Annotated in this window: 28 protein-coding genes, 1 tRNA gene and 1 pseudogene; 13 read left to right on the top strand and 17 right to left on the bottom strand. The window is 68.5% G+C overall.

Features of this window, described 5'->3' with window-relative positions; translation table 11 throughout:
* Positions 1-114 precede the first annotated feature (114 nt).
* Entirely contained in the window at positions 115-255 is a 141-nt protein-coding gene (locus tag BACI71_RS01060; RefSeq protein ID WP_159753871.1) for a hypothetical protein, read from the top strand.
* Between the two features lie 52 nt (positions 256-307).
* Entirely contained in the window at positions 308-961 is a 654-nt protein-coding gene (msrA, locus tag BACI71_RS01065) for a peptide-methionine (S)-S-oxide reductase MsrA (protein WP_159753874.1), read from the top strand.
* A 34-nt stretch (positions 962-995) separates the two neighbouring features.
* On the opposite strand, the gene BACI71_RS01070 is transcribed toward msrA, so the two are convergent.
* The 8 genes from BACI71_RS01070 to BACI71_RS01105 form a co-directional block, all read right to left on the bottom strand.
* Positions 996-1250: a hypothetical protein gene (locus tag BACI71_RS01070; protein WP_236552755.1), complete on the bottom strand. Its 255-nt coding sequence runs from the start codon at positions 1248-1250 to the stop codon at positions 996-998.
* A gap of 141 nt (positions 1251-1391) precedes the next feature.
* A complete protein-coding gene (locus BACI71_RS01075; RefSeq protein ID WP_159753880.1) occupies positions 1392-1571 on the bottom strand; it encodes a Trm112 family protein in 180 nt (59 codons plus the stop codon).
* Positions 1568-2191, bottom strand: a complete 624-nt coding sequence (locus tag BACI71_RS01080; RefSeq protein ID WP_159753883.1) for an LON peptidase substrate-binding domain-containing protein — start codon at positions 2189-2191, stop codon at positions 1568-1570. The genes BACI71_RS01075 and BACI71_RS01080 overlap by 4 nt, the downstream gene beginning before the upstream one ends.
* Positions 2188-3084 carry a tetratricopeptide repeat protein gene (locus BACI71_RS01085; protein ID WP_159753886.1) on the bottom strand — a complete coding sequence of 299 codons (897 nt, stop codon included), beginning with the start codon at positions 3082-3084 and terminating at the stop codon, positions 2188-2190. The genes BACI71_RS01080 and BACI71_RS01085 overlap by 4 nt, the downstream gene beginning before the upstream one ends.
* A 105-nt stretch (positions 3085-3189) precedes the next feature.
* On the bottom strand, positions 3190-4059 hold the full coding sequence (locus BACI71_RS01090) for a TorF family putative porin (protein ID WP_159753889.1): 870 nt from the start codon (positions 4057-4059) through the stop codon (positions 3190-3192).
* A gap of 160 nt (positions 4060-4219) precedes the next feature.
* Positions 4220-5725, bottom strand: coding sequence for a SulP family inorganic anion transporter (locus BACI71_RS01095; protein ID WP_236553045.1), 1506 nt, complete (start codon positions 5723-5725; stop codon positions 4220-4222).
* A gap of 185 nt (positions 5726-5910) precedes the next feature.
* The gene (locus BACI71_RS01100) at positions 5911-7233 is read right to left on the bottom strand and encodes an ATP-binding protein (protein WP_159753895.1); all 1323 of its coding nucleotides are present in this window, start codon (positions 7231-7233) and stop codon (positions 5911-5913) included.
* A gap of 4 nt (positions 7234-7237) precedes the next feature.
* The gene (locus BACI71_RS01105; RefSeq protein WP_028967327.1) at positions 7238-7948 is read right to left on the bottom strand and encodes a response regulator transcription factor; all 711 of its coding nucleotides are present in this window, start codon (positions 7946-7948) and stop codon (positions 7238-7240) included.
* A gap of 157 nt (positions 7949-8105) precedes the next feature.
* Between BACI71_RS01105 and BACI71_RS01110 the strand changes: the two genes are divergently transcribed.
* The 3 genes from BACI71_RS01110 (at position 8106) to BACI71_RS01120 (ending at position 9787) form a co-directional block, all read left to right on the top strand.
* Positions 8106-8180 (top strand) — tRNA-Gly (locus BACI71_RS01110).
* Positions 8181-8291: 111 nt separating this feature from the next.
* Positions 8292-8996, top strand: coding sequence for an HPP family protein (locus tag BACI71_RS01115; RefSeq protein ID WP_159753898.1), 705 nt, complete (start codon positions 8292-8294; stop codon positions 8994-8996).
* Positions 8993-9787: a DUF72 domain-containing protein gene (locus BACI71_RS01120; RefSeq protein ID WP_159753901.1), complete on the top strand. Its 795-nt coding sequence runs from the start codon at positions 8993-8995 to the stop codon at positions 9785-9787. Before BACI71_RS01115 ends, BACI71_RS01120 begins: the two co-directional genes overlap by 4 nt.
* A 105-nt stretch (positions 9788-9892) precedes the next feature.
* Here BACI71_RS01120 and BACI71_RS01125 read toward each other — a convergent pair whose 3' ends face one another.
* Positions 9893-10264 (bottom strand): hypothetical protein, encoded by a 372-nt coding sequence (locus tag BACI71_RS01125; protein WP_159753904.1) that lies wholly within the window; start codon positions 10262-10264, stop codon positions 9893-9895.
* A gap of 100 nt (positions 10265-10364) precedes the next feature.
* Between BACI71_RS01125 and BACI71_RS01130 the strand changes: the two genes are divergently transcribed.
* Entirely contained in the window at positions 10365-10787 is a 423-nt protein-coding gene (locus tag BACI71_RS01130) for a putative quinol monooxygenase (protein ID WP_201297268.1), read from the top strand.
* Between the two features lie 98 nt (positions 10788-10885).
* The gene (locus BACI71_RS01135; protein ID WP_159753907.1) at positions 10886-11671 is read left to right on the top strand and encodes a class I SAM-dependent methyltransferase; all 786 of its coding nucleotides are present in this window, start codon (positions 10886-10888) and stop codon (positions 11669-11671) included.
* Between the two features lie 87 nt (positions 11672-11758).
* Here BACI71_RS01135 and ribH read toward each other — a convergent pair whose 3' ends face one another.
* The 4 genes and pseudogenes from ribH to BACI71_RS01155 all read right to left on the bottom strand — a co-directional run.
* Positions 11759-12178 (bottom strand): 6,7-dimethyl-8-ribityllumazine synthase, encoded by a 420-nt coding sequence (gene ribH / locus BACI71_RS01140; RefSeq protein WP_159753910.1) that lies wholly within the window; start codon positions 12176-12178, stop codon positions 11759-11761.
* Positions 12178-13311 carry a 3,4-dihydroxy-2-butanone-4-phosphate synthase gene (gene ribB, locus BACI71_RS01145; protein WP_159753913.1) on the bottom strand — a complete coding sequence of 378 codons (1134 nt, stop codon included), beginning with the start codon at positions 13309-13311 and terminating at the stop codon, positions 12178-12180. The genes ribH and ribB overlap by 1 nt, the downstream gene beginning before the upstream one ends.
* The gene (locus BACI71_RS01150) at positions 13301-13906 is read right to left on the bottom strand and encodes a riboflavin synthase (RefSeq protein ID WP_159753916.1); all 606 of its coding nucleotides are present in this window, start codon (positions 13904-13906) and stop codon (positions 13301-13303) included. The genes ribB and BACI71_RS01150 overlap by 11 nt, the downstream gene beginning before the upstream one ends.
* A 12-nt stretch (positions 13907-13918) precedes the next feature.
* A pseudogene (locus BACI71_RS01155) lies at positions 13919-14158 on the bottom strand (dihydrofolate reductase family protein); the annotation flags it as partial.
* A gap of 106 nt (positions 14159-14264) precedes the next feature.
* On the opposite strand from BACI71_RS01155, the gene BACI71_RS01160 reads away from it, so the two are divergent.
* Positions 14265-15554 carry an adenylosuccinate synthase gene (locus BACI71_RS01160; protein WP_159753919.1) on the top strand — a complete coding sequence of 430 codons (1290 nt, stop codon included), beginning with the start codon at positions 14265-14267 and terminating at the stop codon, positions 15552-15554.
* A gap of 205 nt (positions 15555-15759) precedes the next feature.
* On the opposite strand, the gene BACI71_RS01165 is transcribed toward BACI71_RS01160, so the two are convergent.
* The 4 genes from BACI71_RS01165 to BACI71_RS01180 form a co-directional block, all read right to left on the bottom strand.
* Positions 15760-16215, bottom strand: a complete 456-nt coding sequence (locus tag BACI71_RS01165; protein WP_159753922.1) for a hypothetical protein — start codon at positions 16213-16215, stop codon at positions 15760-15762.
* Between the two features lie 76 nt (positions 16216-16291).
* Positions 16292-17368: a chorismate synthase gene (aroC, locus tag BACI71_RS01170; protein WP_159753925.1), complete on the bottom strand. Its 1077-nt coding sequence runs from the start codon at positions 17366-17368 to the stop codon at positions 16292-16294.
* A 140-nt stretch (positions 17369-17508) separates the two neighbouring features.
* Complete coding sequence (locus tag BACI71_RS01175; protein ID WP_159753928.1) at positions 17509-19086, bottom strand: cisplatin damage response ATP-dependent DNA ligase; 1578 nt, start codon at positions 19084-19086, stop codon at positions 17509-17511.
* 1 nt (position 19087) lies between these two features.
* Positions 19088-21151 (bottom strand): AsmA family protein, encoded by a 2064-nt coding sequence (locus BACI71_RS01180; protein ID WP_159753931.1) that lies wholly within the window; start codon positions 21149-21151, stop codon positions 19088-19090.
* Positions 21152-21331: 180 nt separating this feature from the next.
* Here BACI71_RS01180 and rpmI point away from each other — a divergent pair, with 180 nt between their 5' ends.
* From rpmI to BACI71_RS01205, 5 genes are all read left to right on the top strand, one after another.
* Positions 21332-21535, top strand: coding sequence for a 50S ribosomal protein L35 (rpmI, locus tag BACI71_RS01185; protein ID WP_028967242.1), 204 nt, complete (start codon positions 21332-21334; stop codon positions 21533-21535).
* Between the two features lie 17 nt (positions 21536-21552).
* Positions 21553-21918 carry a 50S ribosomal protein L20 gene (gene rplT, locus BACI71_RS01190; protein WP_159753934.1) on the top strand — a complete coding sequence of 122 codons (366 nt, stop codon included), beginning with the start codon at positions 21553-21555 and terminating at the stop codon, positions 21916-21918.
* A 304-nt stretch (positions 21919-22222) separates the two neighbouring features.
* Positions 22223-23380 carry a phenylalanine--tRNA ligase subunit alpha gene (gene pheS / locus BACI71_RS01195; protein WP_159753937.1) on the top strand — a complete coding sequence of 386 codons (1158 nt, stop codon included), beginning with the start codon at positions 22223-22225 and terminating at the stop codon, positions 23378-23380.
* A 55-nt stretch (positions 23381-23435) separates the two neighbouring features.
* Positions 23436-25814: a phenylalanine--tRNA ligase subunit beta gene (gene pheT, locus BACI71_RS01200; protein ID WP_159753940.1), complete on the top strand. Its 2379-nt coding sequence runs from the start codon at positions 23436-23438 to the stop codon at positions 25812-25814.
* A complete protein-coding gene (locus tag BACI71_RS01205) occupies positions 25807-26685 on the top strand; it encodes an aldose 1-epimerase family protein (RefSeq protein WP_159753962.1) in 879 nt (292 codons plus the stop codon). Before pheT ends, BACI71_RS01205 begins: the two co-directional genes overlap by 8 nt.
* The last annotated feature ends 153 nt before the right edge of the window (positions 26686-26838 follow it).

Here is a 26838-nt window from a genome sequence, read left to right on the forward strand (position 1 = left end):
CAAGCCGCCGTTCAGGCGTCGGGGCTGATGTTGCGGTGGTCGTCACCCGCTCCCACGACGTGACGACGATCGAGCGACATGCCGCGCACGCGGCCAAGGAAAAGAGAGCAACTGATGATCCGCTTCATCACGTCCAGCTTCGCATGGCAGTTCGCGGGTGGTTTCCTGATCGGTGCCGCCGGGATGCTGGCGATGCACGCCACCCAACCCGAGATGCCTGGTAACGCTTACGCGGCCACCCACGCCACGCGCTGATCCATCCGGGGTTGCTCTGGCGTAGCGACCCTCGCGAACCCATATCAGGCGTATGACGCGCTTTCTCACCTTCGCTGCGGCACTGCCGCTCCTGCTCGCCGGCTGCGGCACCGCCGAGGCTGAACGCGCCGTCCCGATCCCCGCCGCGGCGCATGACGTGCCCGCGAGCGGCGGCCTGCAGACCGCCGTGTTGGCGGGCGGCTGCTTCTGGGGCATGGAGGCGGTGTTTCAGCAAGTTAAGGGCGTCCGCGACGTGGTGGCGGGCTATGCCGGCGGCACGCCGCAGACCGCCAATTACGAGGCAGTCAGCAGCGAGACGACCCGCCATGCCGAGGCGATCCGCATCACCTACGACCCGCGCGTCGTCAGCTATGCGACGTTGCTGCGCGTCTATTTCTCGATCGCGCATGATCCGACGCAGTTGAACCGGCAGGGCCCAGACAGCGGCACCAGCTATCGCTCGGCGATCTTTCCACAGACGCCGGAACAGCGCGCCGTCGCCGCCGCCTATATCGCGCAGTTGGGACAGGCGCACGCCTTCACGCAGCCGATCGTGACGCGGCTGGAGCCGGGGCGCTTTTATCTGGCCGAAACCTACCATCAGGACTTCTTCCGCCGGAACCCGGCGCACCCCTATATCGTCCGCTGGGACAAGCCGAAGGTCGCGGGCTTCCGCGCCGCTTTCCCGCAACTGGCAGCTCGCTAGGTTCTCCGCTCGGCTCCGGTCGCTCGCGCGCAGGTCATATCCGGCCGACCTCCGGAACGTCCGCGATCAAACGCCGTAGCTCAGGGTCGCGGGCTTCGAAAATCACAAGCAAGCCAAGGGTCCGAAGTGCCGGTACGGCCTCGACGATCGCTGAGCTCAGGGTTTCCCGATCATCCGGCGGCGTCGCGGGGTCAGTCCAGCGAATGGCGTTCCGGAGAAAAGCCGCCACCGTACCCTTGCGCAACGTCAATCCGTCCACCTCGATGCGATCCAGGTGATCGGGCAGCACGTCCTCCGGCCGACTTGCAGTTCGGTTCGACATCGATCCATATCCCGTCTCGGAGGAGAATAGGACGCACTGGTCACCGATCAAACTTTCCTCTGACCCGCTTTGACGTCGCGGTCGCTTCAGCCTCGAACCAGCGACCCGTCAGAGACGTGAGGGCAGCCGCCGCGCTACCTCGACCAGCAACACCGGCACCCCGTCGCGCACCGGATAGGCGACGCCCGCCACCTCCGACACCAGCTCGTGCCGCTCGGCATCATAGCGCAGCGGCGTCCGCGTCGCCGGGCATACCAGCCGCTCGAGCAACCACGGATCGATCGTCATTGCAGCGTCACCCGGTCCTCGCCATCGTGGCGGCCGAAGAATTGCATCAACTGCACCAGCATCTCGGCGCGCGTCGCCAGATCGGGCGCCTCCAGCAGCGCCTGCTTCGCCGCGACGTCGAACGGCGCGATCTGCGCCACACCGTTGACGAGGCTGACGTCGTCGAGCCGTCCAACCGACTTCCAGTCGACGCTGTAACCATGCGCCTCCGCGAACCGCCGCGCTTCCATCTCCAGCGAGGCGCGCGCACCCAGCGACAGCGTCTCGTCCTCGGTCACCGGCAACAGCTCGGCCTCGACCTGCCGGAACGGCGTCGTCACCACCAGCTCGCGCCGCACGCGGAACAGCGACAGCCCTTGCAGAATCAGATTGTAGCGCCCGTCGTCGAGCGCCTCGACCTCGGCGATCCGCCCGACGCAGCCGATGTCGAATAGATCGGGCGCGTCGGGGTCCTCGCTGTCGGGACGCGGCTGGATCATCGCGATCCGCCGGTCGCGCGCCATCGCGTCCGATACCATCGCGCGATAGCGTGGCTCGAAGATGTGCAGCGGCAGGTGCAACTGCGGGAACAGCAGCGCCCCCGGCAGCGGAAAGATCGAGAGCCGCGTCGTGTCGGTCATCCGAACAGGATCGCCGACAGCTTGCGCCGCTGCGCCGATACCCACGGATCTTCGAGCCCGACGACCTCGAACAGCTTGAGCAATTGCTGGCGCGCCGCATCGTCATTCCAGGCGCGGTCGGCCGCGACGATCGACAGGAAGCCGCTCGCCGCGGCCTCGCGATCGCCCGCGGCCATCCGCGCATTGGCGAGATCGAAGCGCGCCTGAAGGTCGTCGGGATTCGCTGCCACGGCCGCCTCCAGCGGGGCGAGATCGTCGACCGCCGGCGCCGATCTGGCGAGCGCCAGCGCCGCCGCCGCGCGCTGCACGTCCGGCAGCTTCGCAACATCCTCGGGCAACGCCGCGATCGCCGCCTCCGCTTCCTCGACCTGCCCGGCCGCGACCAGCGCGCGAATGCGCCCCGACAGCACCGCATGATGCTCGGGCGCCATCTCGGTCAATTGATCGAAGATCGACAGCGCGCGCTCGGCATCGCCCTCGGCCAGCACCTGCTCGCCCATCGCGATCAGCGGCTCCAGCTCGGCGTCCTGCGACTGCGCCTCGCCGCTGATCGGCAACTGGCGCAGCAACTGGTCGAGCATCGCCTTGAGCTGGGATTCGGTGCGCGCGCTGGTCAGGTCGGCGACCAGCTGCCCCTGGAACATCGCATAGACGGTCGGGATCGAGCGGATCTGGAACTGCGCCGCGATAAACTGGTCCTTGTCGGTATCGACCTTGGCCAGCACCACGCCCTTGTCGGCATATTCCGCCGCGACCTTCTCCAGTACCGGCGTCAGCGCCTTGCACGGTCCGCACCATTCCGCCCAGAAATCGACGATCACGAGCTGCGTCATCGACGGGTCGACGACGTCGGCGCGGAACCGCTGGACGGCTTCCTTCTCTGCGGGGGACATGCCTAACGTGGCCAAGGGGGCACTCCTGAAATTGCTTGCCCCCTTATGTGGGATGGCGGCGGGGGATACAAACCCCCCGCCTCACCCGCTTTGGTCAGGCAGCCGTCAGAAAGCGGCGGTCAGCGCAAAGACCACCTTGGCGCCCGCGATCGAGCCGACGCCGTCCTGCCCGCGGCTGAAGCTCGGCTGGAGATAGGCCGCCTTACGGTCGGTGATGTTGGTGTCGACGTACGCTACGCCGACGGTCAACGGCGTGCTCGGGATCGTATAGTCGACCCCCAGCAGCCAGTCGGCATAATTGCCGGTCGGCGCAACGCTGGTCGCGAACGGCCCGAGGCCCTTGTTGCCGCTCGATGCGCCGATATGCGCCTTGGCGGTCAGTCCGGTGCCCGGGATGCCCGCGGCGGCATCGCCCCAGACGTAGAGATTGTCGCCCTTCGCGCCCGGATTGCTGTAGCCGACGCCGTTCTGATAATCGACGTTGGCCGCGACGTTACCGTTCGCCGACCACGCACCAAGCGCTTCCTGCTTGGGCGCGTAGGCGACACCCGCGGTCAGGCTGACCGGCCCCGCGGTGCCCGAGAGCTTGGCGTACGGCTCGATGAAGTCGGTGTTATCGAAGCCGCCCGGATACATGTACCAGGTCGCGCCGATGTCGAGCGTGCCACCGTTGCCGATCGGGGTCTTGAACCCGGCGATCAGGTCCAGCTCCATGTTTGCGCCGCCGAACGTGCCCCAGCCGGCGAGGTTCGACCCCCAGGTACCGATATAGACGCCGCTTTCATGCGCAATCGTGAAGCCGCCCTGCACGGCAAGGTTCTCGTCGGACTGCGACACGCCGCGGAAGCGATAGTCGCTGACCAGACCGACCGAACCGGAGACGGTGACCGCCTTGGGCGGCGCCTCTTCCTGCGCGGCGGCGGGAACGGCGGCCAGCGCCAGCATGGCGGTGGGAATAAGGAATGCGTACTTCATGGAACCTCCTGATGGTAGAGGCTCCTCCTGCTTGCGATCCGCTTCGCTCTCCCCCGCTACGCAGAGCGGGAGGGCGACCGCTGGTCCACACTATAAAGGTATTTGCACCGCATTGCAGCAATGTGTCTGATTGGTTTCAAAACATTGCGGGTACGCAACCTCAGTGCTGATCCTCGTTCAGTGTGGCGATCCGGCCACGCGCGCCAGTGACCTGCACGGACTGGCCGGAGGCGCGACGACGCTGGAACCAGTCGCGCAGCATCTCCGCCGTGGTATGATCGACGGCACTGAGCCGGGTGGCGTCGATCCGCACCGGGGTGCCGGCCGGGACCCGGTCGAGCGTTTCGGAGAGCCTGGGCAGCGTCACGAAGGTCGCGGTGCCATCCAGCGTGATCGCATGGGTATCGGCCTCCTGCCCCTCGTAGACGCGCAGCCGCAGCCGGTGGAGGTTGGGGATCAGCTCCAGCATCGTCAGCCCGATCCCGACCAGCACGCCGGTCAGCAGGTCGGTCGACACCACCGTGACGAGCGTCGCGGCCCAGATCAGCACGGGCAACGCACCATAGTCGCGGAACAGGTGCGTGGCATGCTTGACGCTGACCAGCCGGAAGCCGGTGACGACAAGGATCGCGCCCAGCGCCGCCATCGGGATCAGCTTCAGCACGAACGGCAGCGCCGCGACGAACGCGAGGATCCACACGCCGTGCAACATCGCCGACAGTCGCGTCGCCGCGCCCGCCTGCACATTGGCCGAGCTGCGGACGATCACCCCGGTCATCGGCAGCGCGCCCGCGAAACCGCACAGCAGATTGCCGACGCCCTGCGCACGCAGCTCCTTGTTGTAATCGGTGCGCACGCCATCGTGCATCTTGTCGACCGCCGCCGCCGACAGCAACGTCTCGGCCGAAGCGATGAACGCGATCGCCACCGCGGCGGCAATCACGGCGGGATCGAGCAACCGGGCGAAGCCTTCACCGTTCGGCGGGGCTATTGCTGCGACGATCGAATCGGGCACCTGCACCCGCGCGACCTCCAGCCCGAACAGCAGCGAGACGATCGTCCCGACCAGCACGCCGACCAGCGCCCCCGGCAACAGCCGCAGCGCCGCCGGGCGAAACTTCTCCCAGCCGATCATCGCCGCGATCGTCACCACGCCGACCGCGAACGCGAACTCGGTGGCTTGCAGGTTGGAGGGCGACAGACCGAACAGCCGACCCGGCATCGCGGCAAGGTTCTGGAGCCCGCTCGGCAGCGGGCGATGGTCGAACAGGACGTGGAACTGCCCGACGACGATCAGCACGCCGATTCCCGCCAGCATGCCGTGCACCACCGCGGGCGAGATCGCCTTGAACCAGCCGCCCAGCCGGAACACCCCCGCCACGACCTGCACCGCACCGGCAACCACGAGGATCGGCCCGAGCGCTGCCAGCCCCTGATCGCGCACCAGCTCGTAGACGATCACCGCCAGCCCGGCGGCCGGGCCGCTGACCTGCAACGGCGAACCCGCGATCGCGCCGACGACGATCCCGCCGATGATCCCGGTGATGAGCCCCTTTTCGGCAGGCGCGCCCGAGGCGATCGCGATCCCCATGCACAAGGGCATCGCGACGAGGAAGACGACGATCGACGCGGTCAGGTCGCGCCCGAGCAACGGGATCGACGGCATCGAGATGCCGGGGCGGGTCACCGCCGCACCCGCCGGTGGAACCGTGCTGGCCATTATGCGTCGAGCCATGACGATCGCGCCGCGATCACCCGGGTGCGTTCGCCTGCGATCGCCACGTCGTCTCTCCTGATGGTAACCGATCAGGGCTTACGGGCGCCGCCTTGCTGCCGTGCGGCGCGTGCGTGTCATTTCGTTTCCTGCGGCGGCAGCGCGATCTCCGCGCACAGCCCGCCGCCGTCACGGTTCGCGAGCGTCAATCGCCCGCCCTCATCCGCCACCGCGAGCTGGACGATCGGCAGCCCGAGCCCAAACCCGACCGTATCGCGGGACCGCGCAGGATCGAGCCGCACGAACGGCTCCAGCACATGCTCCAACTCATCGTCGGGGATTCCCGGACCGTCATCTTCGATGCGAATCACGGCACCGGGGCGGTCGGTGATGAGCCTGATCGTGACCGTGTCGCCATAGTGCAGCGCATTTTCGACCAGATTGACCAACGCACGCTTGAATCCGACGCGCCGCAGCCGCCATTCGAAATGGTCCGGCCCCACGTAAGTGGCGACCCGCCCGCGATCCTCGGCATCGTCGGCCAGCGTCGCGCACAGCACCGCCAGATCGACGACGCTGGTCGGCTCCGGGTCCGCCGACCCGCCGAGGAACGCGAGCAGTGAGGTGATCATCGCCTCCATCTCACTGACATCGCGGACGATTGCGTCGCGCGTCTCGATGTCCGGCAGCGCTTCGGTGCGCAGATGCAGCCGCGCCAGCGGGGTGCGCAGATCATGCCCGACCGCCGCCAGCGCCTGCGTCCGTCCCGCGATCAACGCCTGGATCCGGTCCTGCATCCGGTTGAACGCGGTGATGACCCGCCGCACCTCGCCCGGCCCATCCTCCTGAACATGCTCGACAATTCCATGTCCGACGCGATCCGCCGCCGTCGCCAGCCGCCGCAGCGGCAACAACACGCGCCGCAGCAGAAGCGCGCCCAGCAGCATCAACGCGATCGCCGGCACCATCGCCAGCGCGATTCGCTCGAACGACAGGTTGAGGTTGGCGATCGGCTGGCGCGTGCGGAAAAACAGCCAGCTTCCGTCATCGAGCCGCAACCCGCCGGTCACCACCGAGCGCCGCCCCGGCGACTGCAATCGCAGCCACAGGTCGGTCGCCGCCAGCGACGGTTCCCATTCGAGCACCTGCCGATGCATCTCGTCGAGCGCCGGTGCGATTGCCGGAATTGCGGGCAGTGTCGCGCTCCATTGCAGCGCATAGCGATCTGTGGTCAGTTCCGCCGCCATCGACGGCCGCTCGACCTGCGGGCGCTCGGCGATCAGCCGGCGACTGATGACCAGATGTTCGGCAAGCCGGTTCGCCTCGTCGTCGCGCACCGCGAACCCGCTCGCGCGCTCGTACAGCAAGGTGCTGGCGCCAAACTCGATCACCAGCGTCAAGAGCAGGATGCCCAGCACCTGCCCCAGCAGGCCGACTGCCGGGCGGCGCAGGAAGGTCATGCGTTCAGCTGCGCTCGACCGGCGCGTTGAGCATATAGCCGACCCCGCGCACCGTCACGATCGGCGCCGGCGCACCCGCGCTGCCCAACTTGCGACGCAGCCGGCTGACCAGCACGTCGATCGAGCGATCCGAACTGTCGCCCAGCCGCGTACGGCTCAGCTCGATCAGCCGCTCGCGCGCGATCACGCGCTGAGCATGATCCGCCAGCACCACCAGCAGATCGAATTCCGCGCCGGTCAGGTCGACGATCGCCCCGCTTGGCGAGGCGAGTTCGCGACGCGGCAGGTTCACTGTCCAGCCGTCGAAGGTCAGCATCCCCTGATCGCCCGCGCCCGCGCGCCGGTCGAGCGCCGGCCGCCGCAACACCGCGCGTACCCGCGCCACCAGCTCGCGCGTCCCGAACGGCTTGGCGATATAATCGTCCGCACCCAGCTCCAGCCCGACCACGCGGTCGGTCTCGCTGGCGCGCGCCGACATGAAGATGATCGGCACGTCGCTCTTTTGCCGCAGCGAGCGGCACAGATCGATCCCGCTCGTTCCCGGTAGCATGATGTCGAGCAGCACGAGGTCGACCGGACCCGAATCGAGCGCCAGCCACATCTCCGGCGCCGCGGAGGCAGGACGGACGGCGAAACCATTCTCCTGAAGCGCGCGCGCGGTGAGCATTCGGAGCGACGGATCGTCCTCGACAAGCAGGATCGTAGGGGCGGTCATGCCCGCAGGACGTAGGGGCCGGACCGGACCCGGTCAATTCGGCGCAGGAAAAACGCAATGGTTCGTCAAAAAAGCTGTTGCGGGGTACCGACACCGCTGCTAGTGGCGCCACCTCACCCGACGGAAGCAGCCAAATGCTTCCGATCACGGCGCCAGAGCGGGCGTAGCTCAGGGGTAGAGCACAACCTTGCCAAGGTTGGGGTCGAGGGTTCGAATCCCTTCGCCCGCTCCAGTTTCTCCGCAGACAAACGCGCTTTCCCTTCGGGGACCTTTGACACTTCTGTGCGCGCACCATTCCTCATTGACGGTGACGACGCGGCGGCGCTGCGCTACGGGCGCGCGCATGACGCCGTTCTTCTCGCTGCTGCTCGCCGGTGCGCATTGGCCGGCCCGGTTGCTCGCCTGCCTCGGTGCGGCGCTGTGCCTTGCGCTGACGTTCCTCGTCTGCGCGCGGCTGCCGCTGAGCCAGGCCGATCTGCCGATCATCGTCGCGCCGCTCGGCGCCTCGGCGGTGCTGGTGTTCGCGGTGCCGGCCAGTCCGCTCGCGCAGCCGTGGTCGGTGATCGGCGGCAACGTCATCTCGGCGTTGGTCGGGGTGGCCGCCTATCACCTGATCCCGCAGACCGCGTTGGCGGCGGGCGTCGCGGTCGGCGGCGCGATCCTTGCGATGTCGCTGCTGCGTTGTCTCCACCCGCCCGGCGGCGCGGCGGCGCTGACCGCGGTGATCGGCAGCCCCGGCATCCATGCCGCGGGCTGGACCTTCGCGTTCGCGCCAGTCGGGATCAACTCGGTCGCGCTGGTCGCGCTGGGCATCCTCTATCATCGCATGACCCGCCACAGCTATCCGCACCGCGCCGCCGCACCGGTCGCGGCGCCCGCGCCGGGGCTGCACGCCGCCGATATCGACGCGGCGCTCGCCGACCTGCACGAGACGTTCGACATCGCCCCCGAGGATCTCGACGCACTGCTGACCCGCGCCGAGGCGCATGCCGCCGCGCGCCGCGCCGGCTCGACAAAAACGCGGCAACCCGGCACGCCGGTGCGATGACGGCTTCTTCGATTCGTGTGGGCATCGGCGGCTGGACCTACGAGCCGTGGCGCGGGACCTTCTATCCCGAGAAATGGCCGCAGAAGCGCGAGCTGGAATATGCCAGCCGTCACGTTACCGCGATCGAGGTCAACGGCACCTTCTATTCGTCGTTCAAGCCCGCGACCTTCGCCGTCTGGCGCGACACCGCGCCGGAAGGGTTCGTCTTCGCGCTCAAGGCGTCGCGCTATTGCGTGACGCGCAAGGTGCTGGCCGAGGCGGGCGAGTCGATCGCGCGCTTCGTCGGACAGGGGATCGTCGAGCTGGGTGACATGCTCGGCCCGATCCTGTGGCAATTGCCCGCAACGCGGAAGTTCGATGCCGATGACATCGCCGCCTTCCTCAAGTTGCTGCCCGCCAGCGAGGCCGGCGTACCGCTGCGCCATGCGATCCAGGTGCGGCACGACAGCTTTGCGACGCCCGAGTTCGTCGCCTTGTGCCGCGCCGCCGGCGTCGCGATCGTCCACGGCGATTCGGCCGATTACCCGGCGCTGGCGGATGTGTCCGGCGACTTCGTCTATGCGCGGCTCGAGGATGCGCGCGAGGAGGAGCCGACCGGCTATGCCCCCGCGGCGCTCGATCGTTGGCGCGACGTCGCGCGGGACTGGGCGGCGGGCGGGAGCCCCGACGGCCTGCCCTATGTTGCCGACCCTGCGCCGGTGCGCCCGCGCGACACGTTCATCTTCATGATAAATGGTGCGAAAGTGCGTGCGCCGCAGGCCGCAATGGCGCTGATCGAACGGCTCGACTGACCCTGCGAATGTTGCGAATGTTGAGACGCTGGCGGCTTTTCTCAACATTGGTGCAGGAGCGATCATGCGCCTGCCATGCCGCGCGTTGGCGCGTGTAGGACAGCGTCAATTCGCGCCGTCGAGCGCCGCCACGATCGCGGCGATCGCCGGGTCGGTATAGGTCGCGACCGGATCGTCGGAGCCATCGGCGCGCGCGTGATAGGCCCCGGCGTCGAACGCCTCATGGACCTGCTGGAACAGCGCGGGCCAGCGATGCGCGACACCGTCCAGCCACAGGCCCTGCAGCAACGCCCATAGATCGCCTGCGATGCTGTCGCACACCGCATAGGACAGCTCGCCATGATGATAGGCGCGCGCCAGCCGCGCCGCGAACCGGTCGAGGAAGGCAGCGATGTCCTCGCCCTCTCCCACCGCACCGTCCCGGAAAAGCCGCTCCGCCGCGGCCAGCGCGGTCGTGGCCGACGACGCTTCATTCATTGGCGCGTCCTCGTGACAGGCTGCCACCGAAGCGGGGCAGACGCGTCAGGTGGATGGTTCTAGGCTGTTTGCGGCGGCGATGCGACCGCAGGAGGGCGAGATGAGAGACATGATCCGCAAGGCAGGCGGCGCGGTGCTGGCGCTGGCCAGCGCCGGGACGGCACAGGCTGCGCCGGGCAATCCCGGCATGATGGTGCGGATTGCCGAGGTGTCGGTCGATCCGGCGCAGCTCGACGCCTACAAGACGATCCTGGCTACCGAGCAGGAAGCGTCGGTTCGCACGGAGCCGGGCGTGCTGATGCTCCATTCCGTCCAGATCGCGGACGATCCGACGCAGATCAGACTGCTCGAGGTCTACGCCAGCCACGCCGCCTATGAAGCGCACATCCGCGCGCCGCATTTCCTGACCTACAAGACCGCGACCGCGAAGATGGTGCGCGCGCTACGGCTGGTCGACACGCACCCGATCCTGCTGTGCGCCAAGTCGCAGGGGAAGGCCGGCGGCCCGGTGACATGTATGTGAGGACGCCCATGTCACCATTGTCGGTCGGCGCAGGACTGCCGCCGCGCCCGTGAATGTTCTAGAGCCTCACCCATCGTCATGCCACGTCCCGAGCAACGATGACCGACAACGAGGCGCACTATCTGCGCGAGGTCCAGTACCGCTTCCCCGACCGGCTGGAGGCGCGCGCGGTCCTTCATCGCCGGTACGGTCGCGACGACTGGTTCGCGTGGCTGGCCGAGGAGATCGCGTTCACGCCGGGCAGCGTCGTGGCCGATGTCGGATGCGGTGCTGGCGCATTGTGGCGATCGGCACCCCGCACGGTGCCCGATGATCTGGTATTGCGGCTCATCGACACCTCGCCCGGGATGGTGACGGCGGCGGAAGCGGCGGCGCGCGCCGCCGCCGGGCGCTGGCGCGACGTCGAAGCCGTCGTGGGCGATGCAGTCGCATTGCCGCTCGCCAACGGCGGGGTCGATACGGCGCTGGCGATCCACATGCTCTACCATCTTGCCGACCCCGCCGCGGGACTGGCCGAGCTGGCGCGCGTCACGCGGCCAGGCGGAACGGTGGCCGTCGTGCTCAACCGGTCCGGGACGATGGCGGAACTGAGCGGGCTCGTGGAGCGGGCACTCGGCCGCCCGTCGGCCCGTCCGGCTCCCTTGTCGTCCGAGGACGGAATGGCGCTGATGCAGGAACAGTTCGGCGAGGTTGAGGTGCGTCGCTACGACGACACCTTGCGCGTGACCGACCCGGTCGATCTGCTGGGCTATCTCACCAGCCTGCCCGAAGCGGAGACGCCCGGCGCGGTTGCGAGACTGGCAGCGGCGGTCGATGCGGCATTCGGGACCACCGACGCCTTCATCATTACCAAGACGTCCGACCTGTTGCTCGCACGTCGCTGAGCATTTCGTCCTGCCGCCTCTCCGGGGCCCGCTTCAGCCGTGTCGAGGCGAAGCGGGATCCCGGGGCGCGCCCGGGATGACGGAGGCTCAGCCCAGCCGCTCTTTCAGGTCGAGCATCGCCAGCGCCGCCTTTGCCGCCGCGCCGCCCTTGTCGAGTTGTGCGGGATCGGCGCGGACGATCGCCTGCGCCTCGTTCTCGGTGGTCAGGATGCCATTGCCGATCGGCACGCCGTCCATGGTCAGCGCCATGATCCCGCGCGCGCTTTCGTTGGCGACGATCTCGAAATGATAGGTTTCGCCGCGGATCACGACGCCGAGCGCGACGAACGCGTCGTAGCGCCCGCTCTCCGCTGCCAGCGCGATCGCGCCGGGGACTTCGAGCGCGCCGGGCACCGTCAGCACCTCGGCGCGATGTCCGGCGGCCTCGACCGCCGCCGTGGCGCCAGCGACCAGCATGTCGTTGAGATGATTGTAGAAGCGCGCTTCGACGATGAGGACGTTAACCATCAATCAACCTTCCGTTCGCCGACGATCGACAGCCCGTAGCCGTCGAGCCCGACCAATGTGTGATGGGTGTTGGTGAGCAGCACCATGTCGTGCACGCCCAGTTCCGCGAGGATCATCGCGCCGACGCCATAGTCGCGCAATTCCTCCATATCGACCGACGCCTGCTCGCCTGCCTTCAGCCGCACCGCCGTGGTGAAGGAATCGGCGCGCTGGCGGTTGATGACGACGATCACGCCCGCGCCTTCCGCGGCGATCAGCTCCATCGAGCGCGAGAGCATCCGGCTGCGCTCGCCCTCCTCGCCGAAGAGGTCGGCGAAGGGCGACAGCGCGTGCATCCGCACCAGCGTCGGGCGCGACGGATCGACGCGGCCCTTGACCAGCGCGACCTGCTCGGTGCCGGTCGCCTTGTTGCGATAGGCACGGACGGTCCAGTCGCCGCCCCAGCGGCTGGTGAACGGCGCCTCGCTGACCAGCTCGACCAGATGATCGTGGCGGCGGCGATAGGCGATGAGGTCGCGGATCGTGCCGATCTTGAGATTGTGGAGCTGCGCGAACGAGACGAGATCGTCGAGGCGCGCCATCGTGCCGTCCTCGTTCATGATCTCGCAGATCACGCCCGAGGGATTGAGCCCGGCAAGCCGCGAGACGTCGACCGCCGCCTCGGTATGGCCGGCGCGCACCAGCACGCCGCCGTCGCGCGCGACCAGCGGGAAGACGTGACCCGGCGTGACGATGTCGGTGCGGTCCTTGGTCGAATCGATCGCCACCGCAATCGTGCACGCGCGGTCGGCGGCGGAGATCCCGGTCGTCACGCCCTCGCGCGCCTCGATCGAGACGGTGAAGGCGGTTTCGTGGCGGGTGCCGTTGTTGCGGCTCATCAGGTCCAGCCCGAGTTCCTCGACGCGGGACTTGGTCATCGCCAGGCAGATCAGCCCGCGGCCGTGGCGGGCCATGAAGTTGATCTTCTCGGGCGTCGCCATCTGCGCGGGGATGACGAGATCGCCCTCGTTCTCGCGATCCTCGTCGTCGACCAGGATGAACATCCTGCCGTTGCGCGCCTCGTCGATGATCTCCTCGGGCGTCGACAGATAGCCGTGGCGCAGACGCGCGAGTTCGGCGGACTTAGCGGCCACGATAATGCTCCATGCGTTGCAGATAGCGGGCGAGGACGTCGATCTCGACGTTGACGGCGTGCCCGGCCTTCAGCGCGCCCAGCGTCGTGACCGCCTGCGTGTGCGGGATCAGGTTGACGGTGAACAGCGTGTCGTTCGCGGCATCCTCCACCGCGTTGACGGTCAGCGACACGCCGTCGATCGTCACCGACCCCTTGGGGGCGAGGAACGGCGCCAGCTCGGGCGTGATCCGGAACGCGATCCGGCGCGAGTCGCCGTCGGCGGTGACATCGGTGACCTCGGCAACGCCGTCGATATGGCCGGTAACGATATGCCCGCCGAGTTCGTCGCCCAGCTTCATCGCGCGTTCGAGGTTGAGCGGGCGCCCCTCGGTCCACTGGCCCTGCGCCGTGCGGCTCCGCGTCTCGTTGGAGACATCGACCGCGAACCAGCCGGGCGCCTTGTCGACCACCGTCAGGCAGATACCCGAACAGGAAATCGACGCGCCTAGGTCGATCGTCGCCACGTCATAGCCGGTGGCGATCACGACGCGCGTGTCGCCGCGCTGCTCGATCTGGCGGATGGTGCCGATGTCGGTGACGATGCCGGTGAACATAAGTTTGGCCTTTCAGGCGCGCTCGTAGACTTCGAGCCGGTCGCTGCCAAGCTGGCGCTGTTCGGCGAGGGTCCAGCGGCCGTGTGCGTCGGCGAGGTCGCCAAGCCCGATATCGGCGAGCGTGCGGCCGCCGCCGATCAGGATCGGCGCGCGATAGAGGAGCAGACGATCGACGAGCTTCGCCCGGAGAAAGGCGGCGGCGGTCTGCGCGCCGCCCTCGACGAAGAGGTGGTCGGCGGGGAGGGTGGCGATCCGCCTGCCGCTGCGAACCCGCGCCCCCGACATTCCTGAACCGCCCGCGTGCCGAGTCCTGTCGAAGGGCGCGCGGGTTCGCAGCGGCAGGCGGGGAATCGCATCCATGGCAAATGTGGCAGTCATCGGCGCGCAATGGGGCGACGAGGGCAAGGGCAAGATCGTCGACTGGCTGGCGGAGCGCGCCGACATGGTCGTCCGCTTCCAGGGCGGGCACAATGCCGGGCACACGCTCGTCGTCGGGGAAAACGTCTACAAGCTCTCGCTGCTGCCGTCGGGGATCGTGCGCGGGACGCCGTCGGTGATCGGAAATGGCGTGGTGCTCGATCCGTGGGCGCTGAAGGCGGAGATCGAGCGGCTGGGCGCGCAGGGCGTCACCGCCACGCCGGAAACGCTGCGTATCGCCGACAATTGCGCGCTGATCCTGCCGTTCCACCGCGATCTCGACGGACTGCGCGAGGATGCGAGCGGCGCGGGCAAGATCGGCACCACGCGGCGCGGGATCGGCCCGGCTTATGAGGACAAGGTCGGCCGGCGCGCGATCCGCGTCTGCGATCTGGCGCATCTCGACGATCTCGGCCCGCAGCTCGACCGGCTGACCGCGCATCACGACGCGCTGCGCGCCGGGTTCGGCGAGCCGCCGATCGACCGCGAGGCGCTGGTCGCCGAGCTGCGCGACATCGCCGCGTTCGTGCTCCAGTTCGCACGCCCGGTGTGGCGCGATCTCAACATCGCCAAGGAGGCGGGCAAGCGCATCCTGTTCGAGGGCGCGCAGGGCGTGCTGCTCGACATCGACCACGGCACCTATCCGTTTGTCACCTCGTCGAACACCATCGCCGGCAGCGCCGCGGGCGGGTCGGGTCTCGGGCCGGCGGCGGTCGGCTTCGTGCTGGGGATCGCCAAGGCCTACACCACGCGCGTCGGATCGGGGCCTTTCCCGACCGAGCTGGAAGATGCGACCGGCGAGCGGCTGGGGACGCGCGGGCATGAGTTCGGCACCGTCACCGGGCGCAAGCGCCGTTGCGGCTGGTTCGATGCGGTGCTGGTCCGGCAATCGGCGGCGGTCGGCGGGATCACCGGGATCGCGCTGACCAAGATCGACGTGCTCGACGGGTTCGAGGAAGTGAAGATCTGCACCGGCTATCGCCTGCGCGGGCAAGTGATCGATTATTATCCCGCCCATGCCGCCGATCAGGCGCTGGTCGAGCCGGTCTATGAGACGATGCCGGGCTGGCAGGAGTCGACCGCCGGCGCGCGGAGCTGGGCCGATCTGCCGGCACAGGCGATCAAGTACATCCGCCGCGTCGAGGAACTGATCCGCTGCCCGGTGGCGCTGGTGTCGACCAGCCCGGAGCGGGCGGACACGATCCTCGTCCGCGATCCGTTCGCGGATTGAGAAACGACGAATGGCGACGGGGGTGTCCCCGTCGCCGTTCGAGCTGCACATAGGAAGCGTCATTGCGAGCGAAGCGAAGCAATCCAGGGCGTCCTGATCCAACCCTGGATTGCTTCGCTTCGCTCGCAATGACGGACCTGGCCGGCGTCACCGCCCGCCACACGCCGCATCGTCCCGGGTCAAGCCCGGGACGACGAAGCGCAGCTTAGTTGCGCGGCCCCGGCTGGGTCGCGGTGCCGGCTGCACCACCCTGCGGCAGCTGATCCGGCGGCGTGTTGGTCGCCTCGGTCGGCTGGCCCTGCTGCGGCTGGCCCATCGTGGTACGCGAGTTGGTCACCGCGTCCGGGCCGGTCGTCGTCGTGCTGTGGTTGCGGGCGCGGCGTGACGAGCGCGTGGTCGTCGTGCTGCGATCGGTGGACGTGCTCGGCGTGGTGGTCTGCGGCGCGGTGGTCATCGGGTCCATCGTGGAGCCGCCCATCGTCGAGCCGCCCATCGTACCGCCGGGCTGACCCGGCGTGCCGCCGATCGTACCGCCGGGCTGCATCGTGCCACCCATTGATCCGCCGGTCTGGCCCATCGTGCCCCCGGCGCCGGTCGTCTGCGCCATCGCAGCGGCGGGGAGCAACAGGGCAGCGGCGGTCATCGCGATATAAGTACGCATCGAACCTCTCCTTATGTGGAATGGCTCGTCAACGATGCGCGAACGTCGAACGTTCCTGACAATCGGCGCGGATCGCCTAACTCATGCCACATTGGGCGCGGTGCAGCAACGCCTGATCGGCGAGCACCAGCGCGACCATCGCCTCCACCACCGGCACGCCGCGGATGCCGACGCACGGGTCGTGGCGGCCCCTGGTCATCACCTCGGTCGCGGTGCCGTCGCGGGCGATGCTCGGGACGGGCGTCAGGATCGAGCTGGTCGGCTTGAACGCGACGCGGACACGCACGGGCTGCCCGGTCGCGATCCCGCCCGCAATCCCGCCGGCGTGGTTGGCGAGGAAGTCGGGCGTGCCGTCCGCGCCGGGGCGCATCGGATCGGCATTCTGCTCACCCGACAACGCGGCGGCTGCGAAGCCGTCGCCGATCTCGACGCCCTTGACCGCGTTGATCGACATGCACGCGGCGGCGAGTTCGCTGTCGAGCTTGGCATAGAGCGGCGCACCCCAGCCGGCCGGGACGCCGGTCGCCTCGCACGCGATCACCGCGCCCAGCGACGAACCGGCCTTGCGCGCGGCGTCCATCTTCGTCTCCCAGCGCGCGGCAGCACCGGCATCGGGGCAGAAGAACGGGTTGGCATCGATCTGCGCATCGTCAAACGCGGCATAGTCGATCGCGTCACCACCGATCGCCTCCACCCAGGCGCGCACGCGGACCTGCGGCACCACCGCGCGCGCCACTGCGCCGGCCGCAACCCGCGCCGCGGTCTCGCGCGCCGAGGAGCGGCCGCCGCCGCGATAGTCGCGGAAGCCGTATTTGGCGTCATAGGCATAATCGGCGTGTCCGGGGCGATACGCCTGCGCGATCGCCGAATAGTCCTTCGAGCGCTGGTCGACATTCTCGATCATCAGGCTGATCGGCGTGCCGGTGGTGCGCCCCTCGAACACGCCGGAGAGGATGCGGACCTGATCGGGCTCCTGACGCTGCGTCGTAAAGCGCGACTGGCCGGGGCGACGGCGGTCGAGCCACGGCTGGATGTCGGCCTCGGTCAGCGCGATTCCCGGCGGACACCCGTCGACCACCGCGCCGAGCGCCGGGCCGTGGCTCTCGCCCCAGGTGGTGAAACGGAAGACGCGGCCGAAGGTGTTGAAGCTCATGGTGGTGCGCTTTGCCAGAAGCGCGGGGTGGGGGACAGAGGGTGCAGGTTGCCACTGCCGTCATTGCGGGCGCAGCGAAGCAATCCAGTGTTCCGCGCGCTGCCCTGGATTGCTTCGCTGCGCTCGCAATGACGATGGAGTCAGGTCACCAGCTTCTTCAGCCCCGCCAGCGTATCCGCCTCCGCTGCCGGCTTGTCGGTCCTGATCCGCGCAATCCGCGGAAAGCGCATCGCCAGCCCCGATTTGTGCCGCTTCGATTCGTGGATCGAATCGAACGCGATCTCCAGCACCAATGTCTTCTCGACCTCCCGCACCGGTCCAAACCGGTTAAGCGTATGCTGGCGCACGAACCGGTCGAGCTGCGCGATCTCCTGGTCGGTGATCCCCTGATACGCCTTGCCGACCGGCAGCAGCTCGCCGTCCTCGGTCCAGCAGCCGAAGGTATAATCGCTGTACCAGCTCGAGCGCCGCCCGTTGCCGCGCTGCGCGTACATCATCACGCAATCGGCGGTCAGCGGATCGCGCTTCCATTTGTACCACAGACCGGCGCGCCGCCCCGCGACATAGGGCGAATCACGGCGCTTGAGCATCATGCCCTCGATCGCCGCGTCGCGCGCGCCAACCCGGATCGCCTCCAGCGCGGTGAAATCCTCCGCCTCGATCACCCGGCTGAGATCGAAGCGCTCCGGATCGAGCCGCGCCGCGAACGCCTCCAGCCGCCCGCGCCGCTCGGTCCATGGCAGCGCGCGCAGATCCTCGGTGCCGTCGAACAGGATATCGTAGAGCCGCACGAACGCCGGCGCTTCGGCAAGCATCTTCGCCGACACGACCTTGCGCCCGAGCCGTTGTTGCAATGCATTGAAGCTGCCCGCCTCGCCGCCCTGAAAGTCGCCCCGTACCATCAGCTCGCCGTCAACGACGCCATGCGTCGCGAACGCGGCGGCGACATCGGGGAAGGCGCGCGTCACATCGTCGCCGGTGCGGCTGTAGAGCCGCGTCTCGCCCGCAACATGGACGAGCTGGACGCGGATGCCGTCCCATTTCCACTCCGCGGCATAATCGGCGAGGTCGACGCGCAGGTCGTCGAGCGGATGCGCGAGCATGAACGGGCGAAACACCGGCACGTCGGCGGCAGTGGGCTGCGCGCCGGTGCCCTCCGCCCAGGCGAACAGCGTCGGGTAGGGCGGCTCGAGCCCGTGCCACACCTCCTCGACCGCCTCGACATCGAGCCCGAACGCATCCGCCAGCGCCTGTTTGGCGAGCCGCGACGACACACCGACGCGTAAGCCACCGGTTGCCATCTTGAGCAGCGCGAACCGCTCCTCGGCGTCCGACTGGTCGAGCATCGCGGCCAGCGCGGCCGGTGCATCCGAGCGCGACAGATGCGCGAGCCGGTCGACGACGTTCGCAACCGTCAACGGCGCGACGGTTTCGGGCGGATGATCGGGCTCCGGCCACAGCAGCGCCACCGTCTCGGCAGTATCGCCGACATAGTCGCGGCTCATCCGGAACAGCACCGGATCGACCCGCGACTCGACGAGCGCGCGGATCACCGCCGGCTTGACCCCGGGCAGGTCCAGCTCGTCGGTCAGCGCCGCCATCGCCCAGCCGCGATCCGGGTCGGGCGTGTCGCGCAGGTAATCGCCGATCAGCTTCAGCTTGGCGTTGCGCGACCGCGTGTAGATCAGCGCGTCGAGCAGGGCGGCGAAGGCGCGCACCTCAGAAGATGCCCAGGAATTTCTTGCGCTTGGTTCCCTCGACCTTGCCGGCGCCGACATCCTTGCGCGGCTTGCCGTCCTTGTCGCGCTGCGCTGCGGCGGGCCTGGCGGCGAGCACCGGTCCGCATTGCGCCGCCTTGGCGTCACCCGGATCGACGAACGCCAGCAGCGCGGCGACCGGCGTCGCGACGATCGCCAGCCCCAGCCCCGCCCCGGCGCGCGCCACCAGCTGCGGCGAGATCACGTTGAGCGACGGCGTCGCGAAATAGCCGCTGACCCCGACCGGCGACTGGCCCGAGAACAGGCTGAACTTCTTGGCATCAGCGCGGAAGGCGAGGTCGAGCGCCTCGCTCCGGAAGCTGAAGCCGCCGTTGCCGAGGATGACGTTCTTCTTCGTGTCGATCAGGATCGGGTCGGTCGCCGCGACGCCGTTGCGGACGGTGAAGGCGACCAGCCCGCAGTTGATCTGCACCGGCTCCTTCAACTCCTGCTCGAACATCTTCTGGATGAACACGCCCAGGTCGATCTCGGCGAGCTGGACGTTGCGTGTCCACAGGCTGCCGTTCGGGATGACGAAGGCGATCCGCCCATTGGCGGTAGAGAGCGAATCATGGATCGTATCCCCGCGCCCCTTCAACTGGATGCGCCCGCGGATCGTGCCGCTGGTCCCCGATTCGGCGACGCCATAGCCCGCGAGCAACCGCCCGAGCGGGGTGGGGGCGAGCCGCACGTCGTAACTCACCGCACTCGGTCGCTGGCGCGTATCGAAGACGGTGTCGGTGGCGAGGTTGCCGCGAGCCATCGACATCGTGAGCGGCGACAGTGCCAGCCGCCCGCGTTCGAGATCGAGCACCATGTCGATGTTCTCGATCGGCAGCCGTTTCGACCGGACGCGGTCGATATGCCATTTCAGATCGGCGTCGAAGCGCTGCATCGTCGCGATCGGCAGCGCGGCCTCGGGCAGGACGCGCGCGGGCGCCGCACCGGTCGCGGCGGCGGCGGCGATCGCGCCCTTGGTCGCGACGATATCGGGATTGTAGCCGATGAACGGCGCGGCATCGACGATGTCGAGCTGGCGCGTGGTCAGTTCCGAATCGAGGTGGAGCCGCGCGCGATTGGCGATCGTCAGCCGCCCGCGGACATCGCTGTCGCCGAACGTCCCGCGCAGATGCGTGAAGCGATATTCCGGCCCACTCTGCACCAGTTGCGCGCGCAGGCGATAGGTGCGCGTGTTCGGGATCGCGACGCCGATGATGTCGAGCAAAGTCGCGAGATTGCGTCCGCGCGCCTGCACCGCCAGCGGCACGTTCTCGAACGCCGCGATGCTCGGCAAGGTGCCCGCGACGTCGAGCGTGTTGCCCGCCGCACGTGCGCGCATCACCAGCTCGTTCTTGCCGCGCGCCACGGTGGCGTCGGGCGACAGCAGCCGCGCGACGACGGTGAAGGGCGTGCCCCGCAACCGCCCACCGCCGTCCAGCCCGACCGCCTCGCCGATCCGCGCATCCGTCGAGCGGATCGTGTCGAGCTTGACGTCGGTGAGCAATTGCAGCCGCGGATCGAGATAGCGGACCTGTGTGCCGGTGACGGTCGCACGGTCGATGCGCGGCAGGTCGAGCGGCTTGCCACCCTTCTTCTCGCTGAACGTCCAGCTATTGTGGTCGTGCGCCTTCGTCCATTCGAGGTCGACCGCGCCGTTGGTCAGGTCGAGCCAGTAGAGCCGCCGTTTGCCGAACAGCAGCGACAGCGGCGCGATGCGCGTATCGATCCGGTCGGCGGTGAACAGATACGGCCGCGCCGCCCACGCCGGATTGGCGATCGCGAGCTTCTCGGCATAGAATTTGATCGCGAGCGGCGCGAAATAGAGCTGGAAGTCGCCGCCCACCGTGACCGGGCGGTTGGTCAGCCCGCCGACAACGCGCTCGAACGTTCCTTTCAGGAACCGGCCCTTGGTGACGAACAGCACCAGCCAGATCGCGGCGAGGATCGCGACCAGCACCATCGCGACGTTGCGCGCAATGCGCCGCCAGCGCGGTTTCGTCTGCGGCGCGGGTGCGGTCGTTGCCATCGCGGTACAATCGCGAAATCGCCGCGCGGGTTCCCTGCGCCCGCTCCCCCTCGGCGGTTGCTTTCCGGGCGATGTCTCGCTATGCGGCCCGCTTCCCGAGCGATCGGCGGATACGGACGGCCCGGCCAACGAGGGCTGCCGCGGCCGTCTCAGTCGAGTCGCGCAGCAGAAAGGACGAAAATGCCCAAGCTCAAGACCAAGAGTGGCGTGAAAAAGCGCTTCAAGCTGACGGCCACCGGCCTTCTCAAGCACGGCGTCGCTGGCAAGCGCCACCGCCTGATGAGCCACAACGCCAAGTACATTCGCCAGAATCGCCGCACCAAGGTGCTGTCGAAGGCCGACACCGCCGCGGTGAAGGCCTGGGCGCCCTACGGTCTCAGCTGAGCGAGAAGGAATAGAATATGGCACGCGTCAAGCGGGGCGTAACCACTCGCGCCAAGCACAAGAACATCCTGGAACAGGCCAAGGGCTATCGCGGTCGTCGCAAGAACACGATCCGCGTCGCCCGTCAGGCGGTCGAAAAGGCCGGCCAGTACGCCTATCGCGACCGCAAGGTTAAGAAGCGCACGTTCCGTGGCCTGTGGATCCAGCGCATCAACGCCGGCGTCCGCGCCGAGGGTCTGACCTATTCGCAGTTCATGCACGGCCTGAAGCTGGCGGGCGTCGAACTCGACCGGAAGGTCCTGGCCGACATCGCGATGCACGAGGGTGAGGCATTCGCTGCCATCATCGCGCAGGCGAAGGCGGCGCTCCCGCAGGCCGCCTGAGGCGATCTGACGCGAGAACGAGATGCGGGGCGTCGGTGGCAACACCGGCGCCCTTTTTAGGTTTTGGGGGTTTGCGTTGGTGTGGGTCGACAATGCTCTCTTCGATCGCCACGATCCTTCAGAGGAACATACCCCTCCTTTCGTCGCCCCGGACTTGATCCGGGGCCCCGCTTCTCGCCGACGGAAGTGAAAAGCGGGATCCCGGATCAAGTCCGGGATGACGGTACGGATGAGGGGCGATCGGCTCTGGGGCTGGACTTGGCGCCAAGCATCGGCTTGGACGGCACGCATGACGGATAACACGATGACCGACACCGACGACCTCAAGACCCATCTGCTCGTCGCGATCGAAGCCTCCGCCTCGCTCGACGCGCTTGACGCAGTGCGGGTCGATGCCCTGGGCAAGCAGGGGCGCGTCACGCAGCTTCTGAAGACGATGGGCGCGCTCTCCCCCGAGGAGCGTCAGGCGCGCGGCCCCGCGATCCACGGGCTGCGCGAGGCGGTGACCAACGCGATCGCGGCACGCAAGGCGCATCTGGAGCAGGTCGCGCTCGACGCGCAGCTCGCCAGCGAGGCGCTCGACATGACGCTGCCCGCCGACGCGCCGCTCGCCGGCACGGTGCATCCGGTCAGTCAGGTCATGGACGAACTCGCCGAAATCTTCGCCGATCTCGGCTTCGCGGTGGCGAGCGGGCCGGAGATGGAGACCGACTGGCACAATTTCGGCGCGCTCAACATTCCCGAGACGCATCCGGCGCGCGCGATGCACGATACCTTCTACCTCGAGCAGCCAGCGAGAGCGGACCGCGACGGGCAAAGCCCGTCGTCGGACGGCGGGCTTCGCCTGCCGCCGGCCGATGCGCAGCATGATCGCGAAACCCCGCGCGTCCTGCGCACCCACACCTCGCCGGTGCAGATCCGCACGATGCTGGCCAACAAGCCGCCGATCCGCATCATCGCGCCGGGGCGCACCTATCGCTCCGACAGTGACGCGACCCACACGCCGATGTTCCATCAGGTCGAGGGGCTGGTGATCGACAAGGGGATCACGCTCGGCCACCTCAAATGGACGCTCGAGACGTTCCTGAAGGCGTTCTTCGAGCGCGACGACATCGTGCTGCGGCTGCGCCCGAGCTACTTCCCGTTCACCGAGCCGTCGGCGGAGGTCGACGTCGGCTATTCGATCGTCAAGGGCAAGCGCGTGATCGGCGGCTCGGAAGGCTGGATGGAAGTGCTGGGCAGCGGGATGGTCCATCCGAAGGTGATCGCGGCGTGCGGGCTCGATCCCGAGGAATGGCAGGGCTTTGCGTTCGGCTGCGGGATCGACCGGCTGGCGATGCTGAAATACGGCATGGACGATCTGCGCCCGTTCTTCGACGGCGATATCCGCTGGCTGAAACATTACGGGTTCAGCGCGCTGGACGTGCCGACCTTGTCGGGCGGCGTCGGCACGCCGGCCTGATCGCCTCAGCAAAGATACTTAGGCTCCTGCCTGCGCAGGAGCGACGGGAACGAAAATGAAATTCACCCTCTCCTGGCTCAAGGACCATCTCGAAACGAGCGCGTCGCTCGACGAGATCCTCGTCGCGCTCACCAACATCGGGCTGGAGGTGGAGGGCGTCACCGACCCCGCCGCCAAACTGAACGGCTTCACCGTCGCGCGCGTGCTCAGCGCCGAGCGCCATCCGCAGGCCGACAAATTGCAGGTACTGTCGGTCGATGCGGGTGATGGCCCGTTACAGGTGGTGTGCGGCGCGCCGAACGCGCGCGCCGGGCTGGTCGGCGTGTTCGGCAAGCCGGGCGCGGCGGTGCCGGCGAACGGCATGGTGCTCAAGGTCGCCGCGATCCGCGGCGTCGAGTCGAACGGCATGATGTGCTCGACCCGCGAACTGGAGCTGGGCGAGGATCATGACGGGATCATCGAACTGCCCGACGATGCCCCGGTCGGCACGTCCTTCGCCGATTACGCCGGGCTCGGCGATCCGGTGATCGAGGTGTCGGTGACGCCCAACAAGCAGGATTGCATGGGCGTCCACGGCATCGCGCGCGATCTGGCGGCGGCGGGGCTCGGTACGCTGGTTCCGCCGACCGTGCCCGACGTCGCGGGCGAGGGTGCAGGCCCCGACGTGCGGATCGAGGATGCGGCAGGCTGCCCGGCGTTCTTCGCGCAGGAAGTGCGCGGGCTGACCAACGGCGCGTCGCCCGAATGGATGGCGAAGCGGCTGCGCGCGATCGGGCAGAAGCCGATCTCGGCGCTGGTCGACATCACCAATTACCTGACGGTCGATCTCGGTCGCCCGCTGCACGTCTATGACAAGGCGAAGCTGTCGGGCGGGCTGGTCGCGCGTCAGGCGCGCGACGGCGAGACGGTCGAGGCGCTCAACGGCAAGACCTATACGCTGTCGGCTGGCATGACGGTGATCGCCGACGATGTCGCGGTGCACGACATCGGCGGGATCATGGGCGGCGCGCATTCGGGCGTGTCGGAGGCGACCACCGACGTCGTGATTGAATGCGCGTACTTCACCCCCGAAGCGATCGCGCGCACCGGGCAGAAGCTGGCGCTGACCAGCGACGCGCGCCAGCGCTTCGAGCGCGGCGTCGACCCGGCGTTCCTCGACGACGGGCTCGCGATCGCGACCTTCCTCGTGCTCGAATATTGCGGCGGCACCGCCAGCGGCGTGACCCGCGCGGGCGAGCCGCCGCTCGGCACGCGCAGCTACGCCTATGACCCCGCGCGCGCCGAGACGCTCGGCGGGCTCGCGGTCGCGCCCGAGCGGCAGCGTGCGATCCTCGAATCGCTCGGCTTCACCGTCGACGATGCATGGAACGTCACCCCGCCGACATGGCGACGCGACGTGGATGGCACCGCCGATCTGGTCGAGGAAGTGATCCGTATCGAGGGGATCGACAAGGTCGCGCCGGTGCCGCTGCCGCGCATCGCGGGCGTCGCGCGCCCGACCGCGACCCCCGAACAGCGCATCGAACGCCGCACCCGCCGCGCCGCTGCCGCGCGCGGGCTGGACGAGGCGGTGACGTGGAGCTTCCTCAGCGAGAAACAGGTCGCGCCGTTCGGCGACGCGGCGTGGCGACTGGCGAACCCGATCAGCGAGGAGCTGAAGGTGATGCGCCCGTCGCTGCTCCCGGGCCTGCTCGCCGCTGCCGAGCGCAACCTGCGGCAGGGCGTCGAGACCGTGCGCCTGTTCGAGATCGGGCGGCGCTATCTTGCCGAGGGCGAGCGCGCGACGGTCGGCGTGGTGCTGGCGGGCGACCGCCGCGCGCGCGGCTGGCGCGAGGGCAAGGCGGCCGGGTTCGACGCCTATGACGCCAAGGCCGAGGCGCTGGCGCTGCTGGCGGCGGCGGGTGCGCCGGTCGACAATCTGCAGGTGATGGGCGAGGCGGGCGCGGCCTTCCACCCCGGCCGCTCGGGTACGCTGCGGCTTGGGCCGAAGACGGTGCTGGCGGCGTTCGGCGCAGTGCATCCGGCGGTGATGAAGGCGTTCGATCTGTCGGGTCAGGTGGCGGCGGTCGAGCTGTACCTCGACGCGATCCCGGCGAAGCGCGGCGCCAAAGAAGGGAATGGGGGCTTCATGCGCCCGGCCTATGCGCCGCCCGCGCTCCAGCCCGTGCGTCGCGACTTCGCGTTCCTCGTCCCCGCCGATGTCTCGGCCGAGGCGCTGGTGCGCGCGGTGAAGGGCGCGGACAAGGCAGTGATCACCCGCGCGCGCGTCTTCGACGTGTTCACCGGTGCGGGCGTAGCCGAGGGGCACGAGTCGGTGGCGGTCGAGGTGGTGCTGCAACCCGCCGAGAAGAGCTTCACCGACGCCGATCTGAAGGCGATCGCCGACAAGGTGTTGGCCGCCGCCGCCAAGCAGGGAGCGCAATTACGTGGCTGACGACTGGATCCGCATCTCCAACGGCACGCTGACCGCCGCGATCAACCCGCTCGGCGCGGAGCTGTCGTCGCTGACCGACGCCGACGGGCGCGAACTGATGACCGACGCCGACCCGCGCTTCTGGACCGGGCGCGCGCCGCTGCTGTTCCCGGTGGTCGGGATGACCGCCAGCGGCGCGATCAAGGTCGACGGCGTGTCCTATCCGATCGCCAAGCACGGCTTCGCGCGGCGCAGCACCTTCTCGGTGATCGAGACGAGCGCGACGCGCGCGGTGTTCGCGCTGACCGACGATCAGGCGACCCGCGCGTCCTATCCGTTCGCGTTCCGGCTGGAGGTGGCGTTCGAGCTGCGCGACGCGACGCTTGGCATCGAGGTAACCGTCGTGAACCCGGCGGATGCGCCACTGCCCGCCAGCTTCGGCTTCCACCCCGCCTTCGCCTGGCCGCTGCCTTATGGGCAGGACCGTGCCGCGCATCGGATCGCGTTCGAGAAGGACGAGCCGGGCGCGCTGAAGGTGATTGCCGCCGATGGCACGATCGCCGCGGCCGAGCGCGTTTCGCCGCTCGACGGTCCCGTGCTGCACCTCGCCGACGATCTGTTCACCGATGACGCATTGGTGTGGGACCCGGTCGCCTCGCAGGCGGTTATTTACGGCGTCGAAGGCGCACCGCAGCTCCATATCGCGTTCCCCGATACGCCGAAGCTGGGGATCTGGACCAAGCCCGGCGCGGCCTATGTCTGCGTCGAGCCGTGGCACGGCATCGCCGACCCCGAGGGCTTCGACGGCGAATATCGCGACAAGCCCGGCGTGTTCGAGGTGCCGCCGCATGGCGAGCAGCGGATCACGATGAGCGTCACGCTATTGAATTAACACGTCTTCGTTGACCCGGGCCGCGCTTCTCCCGTCCCGGCCGAGGAGAACGGGTCCCGGATCAAGCCCGGCGTGAAGAGGATACATTACCCCCGACCAAAGTCCGCTTCACCTCCGCCCGGCCACCGGCTAGGCTGCGGGAAGGAGACGGAT

The sequence above is a fragment of the Sphingomonas sp. 8AM genome, assembly GCF_902506455.1.
In the GTDB taxonomy this organism is placed as follows: Bacteria; Pseudomonadota; Alphaproteobacteria; order Sphingomonadales; family Sphingomonadaceae; genus Sphingomonas.

Bases quoted from the DNA above. Each gene is read 5' to 3' on its own strand.
- BACI71_RS01060 (WP_159753871.1), top strand. From the start codon at position 115: ATGATCCGCTTCATCACGTCCAGCTTCGCATGGCAGTTCGCGGGTGGT.
- msrA (WP_159753874.1), top strand. From the start codon at position 308: ATGACGCGCTTTCTCACCTTCGCTGCGGCACTGCCGCTCCTGCTCGCC.
- BACI71_RS01075 (WP_159753880.1), bottom strand. From the start codon at position 1,571: ATGACGATCGATCCGTGGTTGCTCGAGCGGCTGGTATGCCCGGCGACG.
- BACI71_RS01080 (WP_159753883.1), bottom strand. From the start codon at position 2,191: ATGACCGACACGACGCGGCTCTCGATCTTTCCGCTGCCGGGGGCGCTG.
- BACI71_RS01085 (WP_159753886.1), bottom strand. From the start codon at position 3,084: ATGTCCCCCGCAGAGAAGGAAGCCGTCCAGCGGTTCCGCGCCGACGTC.
- BACI71_RS01090 (WP_159753889.1), bottom strand. From the start codon at position 4,059: ATGAAGTACGCATTCCTTATTCCCACCGCCATGCTGGCGCTGGCCGCC.
- BACI71_RS01095 (WP_236553045.1), bottom strand. From the start codon at position 5,725: ATGCCGTCGATCCCGTTGCTCGGGCGCGACCTGACCGCGTCGATCGTC.
- BACI71_RS01100 (WP_159753895.1), bottom strand. From the start codon at position 7,233: ATGACCTTCCTGCGCCGCCCGGCAGTCGGCCTGCTGGGGCAGGTGCTG.
- BACI71_RS01105 (WP_028967327.1), bottom strand. From the start codon at position 7,948: ATGACCGCCCCTACGATCCTGCTTGTCGAGGACGATCCGTCGCTCCGA.
- BACI71_RS01115 (WP_159753898.1), top strand. From the start codon at position 8,292: ATGACGCCGTTCTTCTCGCTGCTGCTCGCCGGTGCGCATTGGCCGGCC.
- BACI71_RS01120 (WP_159753901.1), top strand. From the start codon at position 8,993: ATGACGGCTTCTTCGATTCGTGTGGGCATCGGCGGCTGGACCTACGAG.
- BACI71_RS01125 (WP_159753904.1), bottom strand. From the start codon at position 10,264: ATGAATGAAGCGTCGTCGGCCACGACCGCGCTGGCCGCGGCGGAGCGG.
- BACI71_RS01130 (WP_201297268.1), top strand. From the start codon at position 10,365: ATGAGAGACATGATCCGCAAGGCAGGCGGCGCGGTGCTGGCGCTGGCC.
- BACI71_RS01135 (WP_159753907.1), top strand. From the start codon at position 10,886: ATGACCGACAACGAGGCGCACTATCTGCGCGAGGTCCAGTACCGCTTC.
- ribH (WP_159753910.1), bottom strand. From the start codon at position 12,178: ATGGTTAACGTCCTCATCGTCGAAGCGCGCTTCTACAATCATCTCAAC.
- BACI71_RS01150 (WP_159753916.1), bottom strand. From the start codon at position 13,906: ATGTTCACCGGCATCGTCACCGACATCGGCACCATCCGCCAGATCGAG.
- BACI71_RS01160 (WP_159753919.1), top strand. From the start codon at position 14,265: ATGGCAAATGTGGCAGTCATCGGCGCGCAATGGGGCGACGAGGGCAAG.
- BACI71_RS01165 (WP_159753922.1), bottom strand. From the start codon at position 16,215: ATGCGTACTTATATCGCGATGACCGCCGCTGCCCTGTTGCTCCCCGCC.
- aroC (WP_159753925.1), bottom strand. From the start codon at position 17,368: ATGAGCTTCAACACCTTCGGCCGCGTCTTCCGTTTCACCACCTGGGGC.
- BACI71_RS01180 (WP_159753931.1), bottom strand. From the start codon at position 21,151: ATGGCAACGACCGCACCCGCGCCGCAGACGAAACCGCGCTGGCGGCGC.
- rpmI (WP_028967242.1), top strand. From the start codon at position 21,332: ATGCCCAAGCTCAAGACCAAGAGTGGCGTGAAAAAGCGCTTCAAGCTG.
- rplT (WP_159753934.1), top strand. From the start codon at position 21,553: ATGGCACGCGTCAAGCGGGGCGTAACCACTCGCGCCAAGCACAAGAAC.
- pheS (WP_159753937.1), top strand. From the start codon at position 22,223: ATGACCGACACCGACGACCTCAAGACCCATCTGCTCGTCGCGATCGAA.
- pheT (WP_159753940.1), top strand. From the start codon at position 23,436: ATGAAATTCACCCTCTCCTGGCTCAAGGACCATCTCGAAACGAGCGCG.